The sequence below is a fragment of the Clostridium sp. genome (genome assembly GCF_018372875.1).
Lineage (GTDB): Bacteria > Bacillota > Clostridia > Clostridiales > Clostridiaceae > Clostridium.
The window spans coordinates 19,696-36,327 of sequence record NZ_JAHAIF010000019.1 but is presented as its reverse complement, the minus strand read 5'-3'; the positions used below and the strand labels follow the sequence as shown (position 1 = coordinate 36,327).

Annotated in this window: 15 protein-coding genes and 1 riboswitch; of the genes, 2 read left to right on the top strand and 13 right to left on the bottom strand. The window is 30.6% G+C overall.

Annotation, left to right across the window (positions count from 1 at the left end; genetic code table 11):
- Positions 1-11 precede the first annotated feature (11 nt).
- Positions 12-1,274 carry a CBS domain-containing protein gene (locus KIB46_RS08360; RefSeq protein ID WP_156559741.1) on the bottom strand — a complete coding sequence of 421 codons (1,263 nt, stop codon included), beginning with the start codon at positions 1,272-1,274 and terminating at the stop codon, positions 12-14.
- Between the two features lie 343 nt (positions 1,275-1,617).
- Between KIB46_RS08360 and KIB46_RS08355 the strand changes: the two genes are divergently transcribed.
- On the top strand, positions 1,618-3,552 hold the full coding sequence (locus tag KIB46_RS08355; protein WP_291671404.1) for a YgiQ family radical SAM protein: 1,935 nt from the start codon (positions 1,618-1,620) through the stop codon (positions 3,550-3,552).
- A 106-nt stretch (positions 3,553-3,658) separates the two neighbouring features.
- Here the strand turns inward: KIB46_RS08355 and KIB46_RS08350 are convergent, their stop codons facing one another.
- Both KIB46_RS08350 and KIB46_RS08345 read right to left on the bottom strand, forming a co-directional pair.
- On the bottom strand, positions 3,659-4,300 hold the full coding sequence (locus KIB46_RS08350) for a hypothetical protein (RefSeq protein ID WP_291671403.1): 642 nt from the start codon (positions 4,298-4,300) through the stop codon (positions 3,659-3,661).
- Positions 4,301-4,352: 52 nt separating this feature from the next.
- Positions 4,353-5,231: a YegS/Rv2252/BmrU family lipid kinase gene (locus KIB46_RS08345; RefSeq protein WP_156559750.1), complete on the bottom strand. Its 879-nt coding sequence runs from the start codon at positions 5,229-5,231 to the stop codon at positions 4,353-4,355.
- 204 nt (positions 5,232-5,435) lie between these two features.
- On the opposite strand from KIB46_RS08345, the gene pssA reads away from it, so the two are divergent.
- The gene (gene pssA / locus KIB46_RS08340; protein ID WP_027098772.1) at positions 5,436-5,957 is read left to right on the top strand and encodes a CDP-diacylglycerol--serine O-phosphatidyltransferase; all 522 of its coding nucleotides are present in this window, start codon (positions 5,436-5,438) and stop codon (positions 5,955-5,957) included.
- A gap of 71 nt (positions 5,958-6,028) precedes the next feature.
- Here pssA and KIB46_RS08335 read toward each other — a convergent pair whose 3' ends face one another.
- The 10 genes from KIB46_RS08335 to sdaAB all read right to left on the bottom strand — a co-directional run bounded on the left by KIB46_RS08335 (position 6,029) and on the right by sdaAB (position 16,517).
- Entirely contained in the window at positions 6,029-6,358 is a 330-nt protein-coding gene (locus KIB46_RS08335; RefSeq protein WP_156559752.1) for a hypothetical protein, read from the bottom strand.
- A gap of 115 nt (positions 6,359-6,473) precedes the next feature.
- Positions 6,474-6,920, bottom strand: coding sequence for a hypothetical protein (locus KIB46_RS08330; RefSeq protein ID WP_291671402.1), 447 nt, complete (start codon positions 6,918-6,920; stop codon positions 6,474-6,476).
- Positions 6,921-6,937: 17 nt separating this feature from the next.
- Entirely contained in the window at positions 6,938-7,474 is a 537-nt protein-coding gene (locus KIB46_RS08325; protein ID WP_156559757.1) for a rubrerythrin family protein, read from the bottom strand.
- Positions 7,475-7,525: 51 nt separating this feature from the next.
- A complete protein-coding gene (locus KIB46_RS08320; protein WP_156559760.1) occupies positions 7,526-8,908 on the bottom strand; it encodes a SpoVR family protein in 1,383 nt (460 codons plus the stop codon).
- A gap of 2 nt (positions 8,909-8,910) precedes the next feature.
- Positions 8,911-10,083, bottom strand: a complete 1,173-nt coding sequence (yhbH, locus tag KIB46_RS08315) for a sporulation protein YhbH (protein ID WP_156559763.1) — start codon at positions 10,081-10,083, stop codon at positions 8,911-8,913.
- Between the two features lie 6 nt (positions 10,084-10,089).
- Positions 10,090-12,012 (bottom strand): PrkA family serine protein kinase, encoded by a 1,923-nt coding sequence (locus tag KIB46_RS08310; RefSeq protein ID WP_156559766.1) that lies wholly within the window; start codon positions 12,010-12,012, stop codon positions 10,090-10,092.
- Positions 12,013-12,213: 201 nt separating this feature from the next.
- Positions 12,214-13,974 (bottom strand): DNA helicase RecQ, encoded by a 1,761-nt coding sequence (recQ, locus tag KIB46_RS08305; protein ID WP_291671401.1) that lies wholly within the window; start codon positions 13,972-13,974, stop codon positions 12,214-12,216.
- 49 nt (positions 13,975-14,023) lie between these two features.
- The gene (gene thiW / locus KIB46_RS08300) at positions 14,024-14,527 is read right to left on the bottom strand and encodes an energy coupling factor transporter S component ThiW (protein ID WP_156559770.1); all 504 of its coding nucleotides are present in this window, start codon (positions 14,525-14,527) and stop codon (positions 14,024-14,026) included.
- A 292-nt stretch (positions 14,528-14,819) separates the two neighbouring features.
- Positions 14,820-14,927, bottom strand: a riboswitch (TPP riboswitch).
- A 28-nt stretch (positions 14,928-14,955) separates the two neighbouring features.
- Entirely contained in the window at positions 14,956-15,837 is an 882-nt protein-coding gene (gene sdaAA, locus KIB46_RS08295; RefSeq protein WP_156559772.1) for an L-serine ammonia-lyase, iron-sulfur-dependent, subunit alpha, read from the bottom strand.
- Positions 15,837-16,517 carry an L-serine ammonia-lyase, iron-sulfur-dependent subunit beta gene (gene sdaAB / locus KIB46_RS08290; protein WP_156559775.1) on the bottom strand — a complete coding sequence of 227 codons (681 nt, stop codon included), beginning with the start codon at positions 16,515-16,517 and terminating at the stop codon, positions 15,837-15,839. Before sdaAB ends, sdaAA begins: the two co-directional genes overlap by 1 nt.
- Positions 16,518-16,632: the final 115 nt, after the last annotated feature.

Here is a 16,632-nt window from a genome sequence, read left to right as displayed (position 1 = left end):
TATATTATTCCTTATTTAATTGATTTGTTCTTCTTTTTCCATAATGGATAAAATTCTTCATCTATTATATCATGAATTAATACTATACCAATTAACCTGTTATTTTCATCTACAACAGCTGTTGATAACAAATCGTACTTAGCAGCCTTATCTATTACTTCTTCTATAGATTCTGTATGCTTAACTGTGGTAATATTTTCTTCCATAAGTTCTGAAAGCTTTTTCTTACCATCGCTTAATAATAGATCTCTTAATATTACTAATCCTTTAATTTTATCTTCTTCATCAGTTACATAAATATAATACATAACTTCTTCATCAGGCTGCATTTCCTTAAGTATTTCAACTGTTTCTTCTACAGTAACATTTAGCCCAAAAGAAATAAATTCTTTTGTCATTATACTACCTGCTGTTTCATCTTCATATCTTAAAAGTTCTTGTACTTCTTCTGCATCCTCATGCTCCAAGTTTACTAAGACCTTTTCTTTTTCTTCTTCATCTAATTCATCTAATAAATCGGCGATTTCATCATTGCCCATATTTTCTAGCAATTCAGCCGTTTTAACTTCTGATAAATCCTTAATTATGCTCCCTTTATATTCATCTTCAATTTCTTCGAAAGTTTCAGCAGCTAAATCCTCATCTAAGGATTCAAATAATGCTCTTCTTGAACTTTCATCTAGATCTTCTAATATATCAGCTAAATCAGCTGGATGTAAGGCTGTTAATTTCTTATAAGACTTTGATAACTGCAGGTTATTATTAACCATCTCTATAGACTCAACATCATCCCACATTAATATCTTATCTTCATAATCTTTCTTTAGGAACTTATATAACACCTTGCCAACACCACTCATGCCCATTCTTCTGAATTTAGCTAATGGTCCTGTTTCTACAGCTACAACTCTATACTCCCCAGCAATTTCAGCCATTCTCATATCATTAACTCTAACAACCTGTTTACCGTTAATGTCTACTATATTCTTATCTAATAAATTCCTAGATAATAAATAAGTATAAGTTCTAGCTAATATTTCTCTACTACCTACTGTCTTGATAACAATTCTTCCATTATCATCGTAGACACATATACTCTTAAACTCATAGTTAAATGTGGAACCATCTTTTTTCACCTTGTACCCAATTACTCTTGGATATCCTTCATCAGTAGTTACATAAATATCCTTTAGGGAACCTAAAACATCATTAAACTCATCATAGATATTTTTCCCTAATATCTGTGAATATAGAAAAACTGATAGTCTTTTCATAACGCTTCCTCCTTATTACCTAGAGGAAGAACATTATAAACTTATAAATAATGCAGAGCTTCCTCTAGGTTTACTCTTATTCAGTTTTGGCAATGACCTATGCTGAGGCCCACCCTCCATTATTTACACCACCTTTTATGTTTAAAAATACCAAATATAGTTATACTCAAAAATAGCTGACAATAGTTGTCAGCACTTATCCTTCAATATTTATTATATTATATGACTTCTAAAAGTAAACAACTTTTTCCCATTTGTAAATGAAAAATGTCTATGTTAATATAAATAGACAAGAATTAGTGGAAACCTCTTGGAATAATTTATCTGAATTGGAGTTTTTAAGATGAAATTAGCTAAAGATTTTTTACCTATTTGTAAAGAAGATTTATTAAAAAGAAATATAGAACAATTAGACTTTATTATAGTTACAGGAGATGCATATGTTGACCATCCATCTTTTGGTACAGCAATTATTGGACGTACTTTAGAGTCTCAAGGATTTAAGGTTGGTGTTATTGCTCAACCAAATTGGAACAATGCAGATGACTTTAAAAAACTTGGAAAACCTAAGTATGCTTTCCTTGTTAACTCTGGGAATATAGATTCTATGGTTAACCATTATACAGCTGCCAAAAAGAAAAGACATGACGATTTTTACTCTCCAGGTGGTAAAAGCGGATACAGACCTGATAGAGCTGTAATAGTTTATTGTAATAGAGTAAGAGAAGCCTATAAAGATGTACCAATAGTTATTGGAGGTATTGAAGCAAGCTTAAGAAGATTTGCTCATTATGACTACTGGGACAATAAAGTTAGAAGAAGTATTTTAGTTGATTCTAAAGCAGACCTTTTAATATATGGTATGGGTGAAAAAACCATTGTTCAAATAGCTGAAATGTTTAAATATGGTGCTAGTGCAAATACTTTAACAGGCATTAGAGGGACTTGTTATTTAACAAAGGATATATCAGGATTGGATAAATATATAACTGTTCCTTCTTTTGAGGAAGTATCTACAGATACAACTGCTTATGGTGATGCCTTTAAAGTTGAATACTATGAACAAGACCCTATTAGAGGAAAAGGAATAATCCAAAAACATGGTGATAGATATTTAGTTCAAAATCCCCCTCAAGTTCCTTTAACTAATGAGGAAATGAACTTTACATATGATTTACCTTTTATGAGAACTTATCACCCTTGTTATGAAAAGCTAGGGGGAATCCCAGCTATACAAGAAGTTAAGTTTTCTATTACAAGTCATAGAGGGTGTTATGGTTCATGCTCATTCTGTGCCTTAACTTTCCACCAAGGTAGAATAATACAAACTAGAGACGGAGATTCAATTGTTGATGAAGCAAAACTTCTTACAACTTTACCTGACTTTAAGGGATATATTCATGATGTTGGTGGACCAACAGCTGACTTTAGACACAGAGCTTGTAATGTTCAAAAAGAGCATGGTGCTTGCAAACATAAGCAGTGTATGTTCCCAAAACCATGTAAAAACCTTATTATAGATCACAAAGAATACTTATCTGTTTTAAGAAGAGTTAGATCTATAAAGGGAATTAAAAAGGTATTTGTTCGTTCAGGTTTAAGATATGATTATATGATTCATGATAAAGATGATACATTTTTCAAGGAATTATGTGAGCATCATATAAGCGGACAACTAAAGGTTGCTCCTGAGCATGTTACTCCTAGAGTTTTAGCTCAAATGGGTAAACCAACAAGAGAAGTATATGATAGATTTGTTAATAAATACTTTGATATAAACAAGAAGCTAGGTAAGAAGCAATATTTAGTTCCTTATTTAATGTCTTCTCACCCGGGATCAGATTTAAACGCTGCAATTGAGTTAGCTCAATATGTTAAAAGCATGGGATATACACCTGAACAAGTTCAAGATTTCTACCCTACACCAGGTAGTTTATCTACAACAATATACTATATAGGATATAATCCATTAACAGGAGAAAAGGTATATACTCCAAAAACTCAAGAAGAAAAAAATATGCAAAGAGCTCTAATTCAATTTGGAGTTCCTAAGAACTATGAGATAGTTAAAAAAGCTTTAATTAAGGCTGGTAGAGAAGATTTAATTGGTAATGGAAAAGATTGCTTAATACCTGCAAATCCACCAAGAAATAATAGTGGAAAAAAAGTAAAACCTAACACTTCTAAAAAAACACAAAATAATACTAGAAGTAATGAAGATGCTCCTAAAAGAAAATCAAATCATAGTAAATCTTCTAGAAAAAAGAGAAGTAGATAATGAATAATTAATAAGGAAGAGAAATTGCTTTGCAATTTCTCTTTAATTCTATAAAAACAAAAAACTTTGCAAAAGCAAAGTTTTAAGCGAAATTATTAATTATTTATCACTTTTTAAAGGTGCTTATTGCAAATCCCATTATCATAAGAAATATTCCATCACCGAAAATTGGATATGGAAATAATCGTAATCCTCCCAAATACAATATATTCTCTAATATCACCACTAATGATGCAATTATCAAATATATCATACCTTTTTTATTATTATGAGGCTTGTCTAAAAAATATATGCAATAAATTAAAAGACTCCCTATAATCATTAATGAACCTAAAAATAATGCTGTTTCATTATATATCTTTATTATATATCCATAAATAGGATTAAAGATAACCTTACCCTTCATAGTAAACATTGTTGCCACGTATAATATAACTAATACCACTGCAATAATGTAGTTGATGTTAAAACTCAACTTATCCCATCTTAAATATACATACGCCAAAGCTAAAATCATTAATGGTATTGCAAGATGATTTAAAAATAGTAATGGCTTTAACATATATACAAATCTACCATCTTTCATTATGCATAACAAAAATAATCCTATGTATCTTAAAACAAAAAGACTCATTACCACCATCATATATGCTTTTATCTTCTTTGGAGAAACCTTCAAATTCTTTTTCATTAAGAAAATAAGCAAAAAAATTATAAGTAACAAGAAAATATAATAGGCTAAATTCACTCCGAACACTCCTAACTTACTCTACTGTTACTTATAATTATTAAAAAATATACTATTTTATTCCTAAAACTTTTATTCCACCTTTTATACATCTAATTCTTAGTGGAAAATCTGGTCCCTTTTCTCCATCAATATCAACAACAATATCTTCCTCTGATTCTATTAAGATATCATCTGTTTTAAAATATATTACTTTATCTGAATCTAAATGTTCTCCCTTAAGTATCTTTATAAATAAAGGTAATATCTCTATTATTGGTACTGCCTTTATCATAATAACATCAAGATACCCATCATTAACATCAGCTCTAGTTGCTAACTTAAAGTTTCCTGCTGTCTGTCCATTAAAAACAAGTATTAAGTACATTTCACCATTAAAATCTACTTCCTTAGATTTTAAGTGAACCTTTAATCTTCTAAAATTAGGAATTTCCTCTATCCCCTTAAGATAATAGGCAAGTTTTCCTATTGTATTTTTTAAATTTAAGTCAGTTTTTTGAGATACATCTGTAAATAATCCCGAACTTGCCACATTTATAAAGTACTTATCATTTATTTTTCCTATATCAACCGCTTTAGGCTCAGATTCAAGTATTTGATTACATGCCTTTGTAACATCTGAAGGAATACCTATAAACTTACCAAAATCATTTGCCGTACCAACTGGTAGTATTCCTATTGGTAGATCAATTCCTCTGTTCATCATTGCATTAACCACTGAGTCTACTGTACCGTCACCACCAGCAACTAATACATACTTATAATCTTTATCTATAATGTCAAAAGCTTCATCAATATCCTTATCTTTTTGTATTCTATATGGAACTACTTGATATCCTTTTTCTTGATGTAACTTCATTACTTTATCTAATTCATGTAATATAATATTTTCACCTGAGTATGGGTTATATATGAACCTAACCTTTTTCATAATATACCTCCGCTCTAATAATACTACAGAGGATTATATCACCAATACCAAATATTGTCGAGAAACTCCTCTTTAAGTTAATAAAAATTTAAGATTACTATAACTACATTAAGATTATCTTAAATGTATATTTCCTCTTATATTATATTAATTTATATGATATAATTATTCATTGTAAACAAAAGTAATTTTAGGAGTGATTATATGAGAAAAAGCTGTATTCCTAACATATTTACTTTCATTAACTTGTCATGTGGTGTATTTTCACTACTTTCAACTTTTGAAAAACAATATGTTTTAGCAAGTATTTTCATACTTATAGCTGGTTTAGTTGATAGGTACGATGGAAGAGTTGCTAGGTTTCTACAAGTATCAAGCGACTTAGGAAAAGAACTAGACTCATTAGCTGATTTAGTATCTTTTGGTGTAGCTCCATCTGTATTAATATATATATTATTTAATTTAAATACTTTTGGGCCAAAGGGAATCTTAGGAATAATCCTTTTAATTGCTTTCCCAATTTGTGGCGCATATAGATTAGCAAGATATAATACCTCTTCCTTTGATGGTGTTTTTACAGGTGTTCCTATAACAATTACAGGTTGCTTCCTTGCTGCATTCGCTTTAATTGCAAACTATGCACAAGCACCAGTATTTTTAGCTATTATTTTTATGATTTTAGGTGCTTACTTAATGGTTAGCAAAATACATCTTAAAAAGATTTAATTTAAAATTTTTAATTAATATTTAATAAAGAATTCTGTTCTACAGAATTCTTTATTTACGTCTAGGAAAGTCTAATTGTGGTAGTCTATATCATCATGTATTTCTGTTAATATACTATCTTTTTGTGTATTAGCAGATATAACTTCATTTTTTAGTGAACAATATTTTACATAAGACCCTTCACATTTTTTTATTGTCTTTAATAAATCATCTATAAGCTCCCCAACATCATCTATTCTTTCTAAAGCATGCTTTATTTCACTCTTTTTTATTACGGATGTAGAATGTAAATCTACTGTACTACTTATTAGTAGTCTATATATTTCGATATAATTTCTTAACATAGTACTCATATTATTTAAATCTTCATAGTGACTTCTTATTAAATTATCATATCCCATTATTTAACTCCTAAACATTTATATATTAAAATATATTCTATAAATTCATTTTAATGTATATATAAAGAGGTGCCTCAAACTTATAATATTTGAAACACCTCTCTAAATTTAACTATTAACTTTCTACAACTTTTTCCTCTTCTTCTTCAGAAATCTCTATTACTTCTACTTCATTATCTTCTACTATTTCTACATCTTCAATTATGTCTTCACTTCTTGTTGCTTCTTGTTCACTTGAAGAGTATTCTTCATCTGCCTCTTCCACAATACTATCCTCAGTGTTATCCTCTGTTTCTTCTTCTCCTCTCATTTCTCCTGCAGATTCTTCTATAACCTCTTCTTCTTTTATGTCTATATTAGAATCATTTTCCTCTCTTTCACTTACTACATTTACCTCTTTATCTTCAACTACTTCATTACCTTCAGTTGAATCAACTACTTCTCTTTTTTCTTCTTCCTCACTTACTTCTACATCTATAGACCTAAATAAGTTCTCTTCAAATTCTAAATCATCTTTTTCTACTACTGGATAAAAATATTTATCGGGTAAATTATAATACATCATTCTCCTCCTAGGAATTACTTAACTTTACAATAAGGTTTGAAGTAGGACTTTGGATAATTACATAAAGGACAATTTTTAGGTGCTTCTGTTCCTTCATGTATATAACCGCAGTTCATACATTGCCATAATGAAGGACCTATACTCTTAAACATCTCGTTTTCTTTTATCTTATCTGCTAACTTTATAAATCTTTCTTCATGGGCTTCTTCCACCTCTTGAAGCTCTTTATAAAAATCTGCGATATCATAAAAACCTTCTTTTCTAGCTACATTTTCAAAATCTTTATAAGTTCTATTTGATTCTTGCGCTTCACCTTTTGCAGCATCCCTAAGGTTAGCTTCTGTATTATTTATTTTACAAAGATACTTTTTTAACACTTCTCTAGCATGAGCTTTTTCATTTCCTGCAGTTTCTTCAAATATCTCTGCTACCCATCTATATCCTTCTTTTCTTGCCTGTTCAGCATACAGCGAGTATTTTGTATTTGCTCTTGATTCTCCTGCAAATGTTTTATAAAGGTTTTTTTCTGTTTCACTACCTTTAAGATTCATTTTATTCTCCTAAGTATTTATTACTCATCTATAAATTATTCATCTCTCTATCTATTTGTTACTCTCTGTTACTGTTATCTTTTTATCCGCATCACAATTAATATAGAACTCCTTATTATCTTTATTTTTAGTCAACAATCTAACCTTATATCCCCATAGCTGTTGAACATACTTTAATGTTTCTTTTGCATAAGTTACCTCTAACTCTCTTCCATCATATACATGCTCTAATGTTAAAGTAAGGTCTCTTGTATTTAAATCTATCACTCTTATATATGGGATTGATCCTAATCCAGCTGTAAAAGCTAAATTATCTCTAATTTCTTTCCAACCATCTTCATCTGATACTTCTTCTATAACATAATCAAAACTTTTTTTACTATATTGGAACAAGTTTAACTCCTCACATAATTCTTGTGTTAAATATCTTCTTATAAATGAAGCATCTCTTTCCATTGACCTAACTTCAAATATCTTATCTCTTCCATACCTTCTTTCTATATCTTCAAACATTTTAAAGCCTACATAGTATGGATTTAATCCTCCCAACATAGGAGCAACCACATCATTATGCCTTTTCAAAAACTCAAAGTGTAATCCCTCAGGTAAATCTAAACTCTTTAAAATATTATAATGCCAATAGCTTGCCCAACCTTCATTCATAGTCTTAGTTTCTATTTGTGGCATAAAATATTCAGTTTCTCTTTTGACTATTCTGACAATATCCTTTTCCCATTCTTCTAATTTTCCATGTTTAATAATAAACCCTACAACATCATCATAAGGCTCTAAAGGAATCTTATCTAAAACAGGTTCTTCTATTACCATATCCATATCAAGTATACTTTTATTTTCAATAGTCTTTTTATAATCCTCTATTCTATTTTTTCGTATTTCCTCATCAGTCATTTCTTTTCTTCCAATTACTCTACCTATGTTATATCTTATTGCATGAGCAGCATCTAAAATTCTTTCTACTTTTTCATACCCTATTCCTGGAGCGTTAATATATTCTCTAATAATTTCTCCATCAAGCTTAAACATTTCTAATGCTAATTTAGCTCTAGTTCCCTCTTTAAAAAGTCTATTATTTTTAAAAAAGTCATTATGACCATATACATGTGCCATAGTTAGTATTTGTAAAGGAAGAGTGTTTTCTCTCATTAAGTATGCTAAGCAGGGATTAGAGTTAATTACCATTTCATATGGCAATCCTGTTAAATCAAAGGAATATAGTGTTTTATTCTTTTCATAAGACTTACCAAAACTCCAATGAGGATACCTAGAAGGCATACCTACATATGCCTCATATCCTAACATTTCATTAAACCCTATAATTTCAAATTCTTGAGGATAGAAATTTAAGCCAAGCTCCTTGGCCTTACTTTCTATAACCTCATTCCATTCAATTAAATCTTTTAAAACATACTCCAACCCTACTCCTCCTTTAATTCCTTACTAAGCATTAACTTTAATGCCTCCCATAAGTCTTTTTTTTCTTTAACTATTACAGGTATAAAATTTTCTTCATTTATTTCTTTTAAAAACCTATAATACATAGTTGTAGAGTAGGTAGAAGGTAATAGTTCTGCATATCCAAACATATTACTTACTGAACATAATTCTTTTACGGCTTTCATTGCTCTTTCATTATCTTCTGTCCAGTTATCCCCATCTGACGCATAAACAGGATAAATGTTCCACACCTCTGGTGGATATTTTTCTTTTATTAAATCTAAAGCCAGTCTTACCCCACTAGATATATAGGTTCCACCAGATTCTGCTTTGTGGAAAAACTCATATTCATCTACCCTCTTTGCTACAGTTGTATGAGAAATAAATTCAAAAGCAATATTATTGTACTTACGTCTTAAGAATTTAGATAATACAAAGAAAAAAGATCTAGCTAAATATTTTTTAGTACTATCCATGGATCCTGATACATCCATGATAAATATCATAACTGCATTACTTTCTCTTTTAGGCTTTTTCTTTACTCTGTAATACCTTAAATCCTCTTCTCTAAAAGGAAATCTTTCTATCTCTGTTTCTATTCCCTCTTCTGCTAATGCTCTCTTTTTCCCCTGCTTTCTAGCAATTTTAGACATAACAGTCTTCTTTTTTGCTAAACGCGGATTAATTCCATATCTCTGATACCCCTTCTTTTTACCTGAACTTTCAGTAACAATCTCAGAATATTTTTTCTTATCTAAATTTGGCAAATCTAGGTCTTCAATAATATAATCTAGAAGTTCCTCTAATGTTATTTCCGTTTCATATATGTCTTCTCCTTCTCTATTTCCTGCTCCACCTTTTCCATTTGCTCCTTGTGGTTTGCCACCACCTATTTTATCGCCTCTTTTTTCTTCCCCCGTACCAGAGGCTACCCCCTTTGAGTTCTTTCCATAAACAAATTGATATTCTTTTATCCCTCTAATTGGAATCTTAAACTTTTTATTCTTACCTTCCCCTATAATACTTTCTTCTGATAAAATATCCCCTAAGTTTTCTTTTATAGACTTTTCTACTAGCTGCCTATGTCTTCTTCTATCTTCTATGGACCTATCGTGTTCTACTGCATTCTCACTATTATCTCTAAAGATTGCCATCTAGTTTCAATCCTTCCACAAATTATTTGCAGCATACTTTAAGATAACATCACAACAATGCATACAATATCCATTATTTTTCATTTCCTCTACCATTGCATTGTACTTTTCTGCTTGTTCCTTATCTCTTACCCTAGATTTAGTTATTATTCTTGAAAGGTCCTTTACTGATGCTATAAGTTTCTTTTCTATAGCCTCTTTTAATGGTTCATAGGATGTATAATCTATCTTTGCTCCACTTCTTACTAAATAGAACATATATGAGGTTACATCCGCCCTAAATCCCTTACTAGAAGATTCAGAAACCCCTATTTGCTCTTCAATATTTCTCATAAACTCTTCATCTGGATTTAACTCTTCACCAGTAGAAGTATCTTTTATTTTGCTCTTATTAACAAAAGCTTCTGCATTATCTATATAATTATTAAAAAGACTTTCAGCCTGTTCTCTAAATGAATGAATAAAGGCCTTTGTAATTTCCTTCTCTAACATCTTGTTATATTCTTTTCTAATAGTGTCTTGTATAAACCCTAGATATTTCTTCTTATCATCAGCTCCAATATCCATTTCCTTAATTGATTTTATTATGCTCTCCATTATGCTTAATGGATTGATACAGTCACACTCTGAGTTTGATAATGCATTATCTATTGCTTTTATAATAAACCTAGTTGATATTCCCTTCATGCCCTCATAAGTTCCTGATTCTTCTCTAAGCTCCATAATATCTATTCTCTTAGTTGTTCCCTTCTCTACAATTTCTTCACCATTATAGATTTTTAACTTTGTCATAGGATCAACTTTAGTGGATGGAGAAAGTCTTGAAAGAATTGCAAACATAGCAGCAACCTCAATTGTATGTGGAGCTATATGTGCTTTAAAGTTACTCTTTCTAATTATCTTTTGATAAATCTTCATTTCCTCATCTAACTCTAAGCAATATGGAACCTCTATTTTTACTATTCTATCTAAAATAGCTTCGTTGGTATGGTCTGATTTAAATTTATTCCATTCCGCTTCATTTGAGTGAGCAATTATAAGTCCATCAAAATAAATCATTGATCCTTTTCCTGGAGATGGCACAGATTTTTCTTGAGTTGCAGTAATTATTGTATGAAGATATTCGACATCATTTTTAAATACCTCTATAAACTCAACAAGCCCTCTATTACCAACATTAAAAGCACCATTTAAGGAAAAAATTCTTGGATCATCCTCAGGATACATATCCATTTTAGAAATATCTATTGAACCTGTTAATATAGATGTATCTTGATTGTTAGGATCTACTGGTGGTACTACTCCAATACCCTTTCTTGATCTTATTGAGAAAGTCTTTGTTTCCACAGGAAACTCTTCATACTTTCCATTGTAATCATGCATTAACCTATATCTACATACAGGACATAAATCTCCTTCTATTTGTACTCCTAATAGTTCTTCAAATTTGGGTCTTAAATGTTTAGGAATTAAATGTAGTGGTTCTTCATGCATCGGACATCCCTTAAGAGCATATATAGGATCAGCTTCTTCCAATGCCTTCTTTAAGCTTTCAACTAAAGACGACTTTCCAGCTCCAACAGGTCCAACTAAATAAAGAACTTGCCTAGATTCTTCTCCCTTCATAGATGCAGAATTGAAGTAATTAACAAGTTTCATAATAACCTTGTCTATTCCATAAAAATCATTCTTAAAAAAATCATATTTTCTTATAGTTTCATTACCATATATCTTTTTAACCCTGGGATTTTCCTCAGCTTTTAGTAATTCAACCCCTTTGCCTACTATAATGTCATGCATTCTTTTATGAGCTAGTTTAGCAATATCAGGATTTGACTTTACAATTTCAAGATAATCCAAAAAGTTCCCTTCAAATTTCTGCTTGTTTCTAGCCTCTCTATCGCTTTCTATAAATTCTTTGAAGTTCATATGCACTCCCTCCTTTTACTTAAAATATATTCACTAAAAGTTATAGAGTATTCCTATCAAAGAATTTTTAATGAATAAGGTAAGGAGGATATTTATTTTGTTCGTTCCATCGCAAGCTCCAAGTCACATCAAAACAAATATCCCCCCACTCTTACTAGAGGTAAGGAAAAAGAGAAGTTGTTTAACAACTTCTCTCCCTATCTACTCATTAGAAATTAATTTCAGAATTTCATCTCCATACTTCTCTACCTTCTTCTCACCAACACCTCTAACTTCAAGTAATTCTTCAGCACTTTTAGGTAATTGATTTACAATTGATATAAGTGATGAGTCTGATAAAATAATATATGGTTTAATATTTTCTTTAATAGCCTTATTTTTTCTCCAAAGCTTTAATTTATGGAACAATTCCTCATCTATAGGTTTTTCTTCTTCTTTTACTAATAAGTACATGTCTGCTTTACCTAAAAGTATATCCATAGATTTATTATTTAACTTTAACATAGAATATGTTCCTTCCTTTAAGTTAACATACCCTTGTGTAAGCATTTCATTAATTATAGCCTTTATAAAGGATGAACTATAATCCTTCATTAATGAAAAAGTTGTTATTTTATCTAACTTTTTCTCTATTATTTTAGGTCCTTTTATACCTCTTAAAATATCAATTAATACTGATATACCATAACTTTCACGGGTTCTATATACAGTTGACAAAATAATTTGTCCTTCTCTAGTAAAATCCCTTACTTCATCATTTCCCAGGCAATTACTACAATTTCCACAATAATTTCGAGACCATTCTTTATTAAAATACTTTAATAAAAATGTTCTATAACAACCATCTTCTTCACAAAAGTCTATCATAGACTGAAGTTTTCTTAAGGCAATTTCCTTACGTTTAAACCCACTACTTTTATTTAATATAAATTCTACTCTTCGTATATCATCTCTATTATAAAAAAGATAACACTTACAAGGTTCCCCATCTCTTCCCCCTCTACCAATCTCCTGATAGTAAGATTCAAGATTTTTAGGAATTGTACAATGAACTATGTATCTTATATTTGATTTATCTATTCCCATACCAAATGCATTAGTAGCTACCATAATATTTGTTCTTTCGAATAAAAAATCATCTTGAGCTTTTTCCTTATTATAATCTTCTAGCCCTCCATGATACATTGATACATTATATCCATACTCCCTTAAATAAGAATATAAGTTTTCCACTTCTTTTCTAGATAAACAGTATATTATTCCAGATTCATCTTCATGTTCTCTTATAATATCCTTAATTACTTCTAACTTATCCTCTTCTTTAAAAATATTAATAGAAAGATTTTCTCTATTTATATCTCCTACATATTTTATTGGATTTCTTAATCCTAAAAGATTCATAGAATCCTCTTTAACTTCATCTGTAGCAGTACCTGTAAATGCAGATATAACTGGCCTATTAGGTAATAAATCTACAAAAGGTTTTATATATCTATAGCTAACTCTAAAATCATGTCCCCATTCTGAAACACAATGGGCTTCATCTACTGCCACCTGTGAAATATGTAAATTTCTTATCATTTGAACAAAAACTTTAGACTCTAATCTCTCTGGTGCAATATATATTAATTTATATAAACCTAAAGAAGCATCCTTAAGTATAGCCTTTATTTCTTCCATACTTTGAGTACTATTTATATATGTAGCTGTAATACCATTCCCCTTAAGTGAGTCTACTTGATCCTTCATTAAGGATATTAAAGGAGATATTACTAAGGTAACACCACTCATTATTAAGGCTGGTATTTGATAGCAAATTGACTTACCAGCGCCTGTTGGCATTATACAAAAGATATCCTTCTTAGATAGAATATTAAAAATTATGTTCATTTGCCCTGGTCTAAAGCTATTATATCCATAAAACTTTTTTAGTGCATATAAAGCTGTATCTTTGATATTCAAATACTCACCTCTTTCTATATTTCTTTACTATTGTCCATTTTACAATATTTTAATCAATAAAAAAAGAGAATAAAACTTTTCTAACTGTTGATATATTTAAAAATGTATAAGCTATTATTCCTCCACCTATACAGCTAATACAAAATGGTATAACATAAGCAAATAGTGCAACTTCTTTACCTAAGATTAAATTTGAAATAGGATATGCAACTAATGCCCCTAAAAAGCCTGTCCCAATTATTTCTCCTAATAATCCTGCTTCTATATTATTAAACTTTTTGTAAAAAATTCCTGATAAAAATGCTCCTATCATACTCCCTGGAAATGCCAAAAGACTTCCAGTTCCTAATATATTTCTAAGGGTAGAAGCTATGAACGCATTTCCTACAGCATATCCTGGACCTAATGTAACAGCTGTAACTACATTTATAAAATGTTGTACTGGAGACATTCTTGCTCCAAATATAGGAATTGAAAATGTGCCAAATATAGTTGCTATTGCTATAAGTACACCACTTAATGCTAATTTTTTTGATAATCCCTTTTTCTCCATATTTACCTCCAAGTCATTAAAAAAGGTGTAGCGGATATTTATTTTGCTTGTTCCGTCGCACAGTCCATAGATATTTATTTTTCGTGTTCCGTCGCAAGCTCCAAGTCACAGAAAAATAAATATCTATTTCCTTCTTACTTAAGGTAAGGAAATTATAAAATTACTATCCTTTATTTTATATTTTTTGATATGAAAATGTAATAATACCTTTGATTTATGCTAATTGAAATTTTATAATTTCCTAAAGAATAAAAAAGCGTAGCCTAATAGGGCTACGCAAATAAACTTTTGTATTTTTAATTTATCACTTCCCTACGATGGTTCTAACCATATCAGGTTCAAGGGTTTAGGAATTTTCTTTCCACTCTCAGCTAGAGTACTAGCTCCCCTAGTAAATTTATGTAATTTTCACTTTTATCTTACCAATTTTACTCTTCTCCGTAAACTTTCTTTTTTAACATTAATCCTGCTTTAGTTACAGCAACTCCACCTAAAGCAGTTTCTCTTAATGATGCTGGAAGAGACTTACCTACCTTATACATTGCAGAAACTGCATCATCAAAAGGTATTTTCGATTCTACACCTGCCATAACTAAATCAGCTGTACATAAGGCACTAATAGCTCCTGAAGAATTTCTTTTTGCACATGGTATTTCAACTAATCCAGCAACTGGGTCACATACTAATCCAAGTACATTCTTTAGTACTATTGCTCCTGCATCTAAACTCATCTTAGGAGTACCACCCATCATTTCTACTACAGCTGCTGCTCCCATTGCTGAAGCTGAACCACATTCCGCTTGGCATCCACCTTCTGCTCCAGCTAGTGTTGCATTCATACCAATTATCATTCCAACAGCTGCTGATGCAAATAATCCTTCTATCATTTCATCTTCTGTTTTATTTAATCTTCTTCCTGCCGCTAAGATAACTGCTGGTAATATTCCACAAGAACCTGCAGTAGGACATGCTACTATTTTTCCCATAGCTGCATTTACTTCTGATGAAGATAATGCCATAGCCATTGCTAATACCATAGTATCTCCTGTTAATGTCTCTCCTTTTTCAAGATACTTTTTTAATTTATATGCATCTCCACCTATAAGGCCACTAACTGAATAAACTTCTTTTTCCATTCCATCATTAGCAGATGTTATCATAACATGTAGATTTTTTCTCATTCTTTCAAAAAGTTCTTCTCTTGATATTCCCTTATCTTCCATTTCATATCTTATGGCATATTCACTAAGGGATATGTTCTCCTCTTGACAAATTCTTAAAAGTTCTTCTCCACTTCTTGCTATATCCATTATTCCTCCTCCTTAACTGGATTTATTCTAATAACTCTACTTATAGAATCTATCCCTTTAATTTCATCTATTACATCATCGTTTAATCTATTATCTACTTCAAATACCATTGTAGCTCCCTTACCTCTTTGCTTTCTAAATACCTTCATAAAAGCAATATTTATGTGCTCTTTATAAAGTATTGAGGTAACATTAGAAACTGCTCCAGGTACATCTTGGTGAGATATTATTAATGTTGGGTAGTCTCCTGTAAACTCCACCTTATTACCATTTACTTCTGTTATCTGTATACTTCCTCCACCAATAGACGAACCTACAACTTCACAATGATTTCCTTTCTTAGTTTCCATAACAAACTTAACAGTATTTGGGTGAGCATCCCCTAAATCTGTTTCTATAAATTCAAAATCTAACCCTTCATCCTTTGCAATCTCTAGAGAATCTCTTAATCGTATATCACTCGGCTCCATTCCAAGTATTCCTGCAACTAATGCTCTATCCGTTCCATGTCCCTTATAGGTTTTCCCAAAAGAACCATGTAATAAAAACTTTACACTTTTTAATGGGCCATTAGCTACAGATCTTGCCACTTTTCCAAGTCTTGCAGCTCCTGCAGTGTGAGAACTTGATGGGCCAACCATTATAGGCCCTAAAATATCAAAAACGCCTACGCTCTTCATAAAACCTCTCCTTAATCATTAGTTATTTTACTTTTAGTTTAAGTAATTTTAGCTGTATTATCAATCTTTATTTTGTTATACTTACCTTATTAAATTTATTACCACTCCAACAATG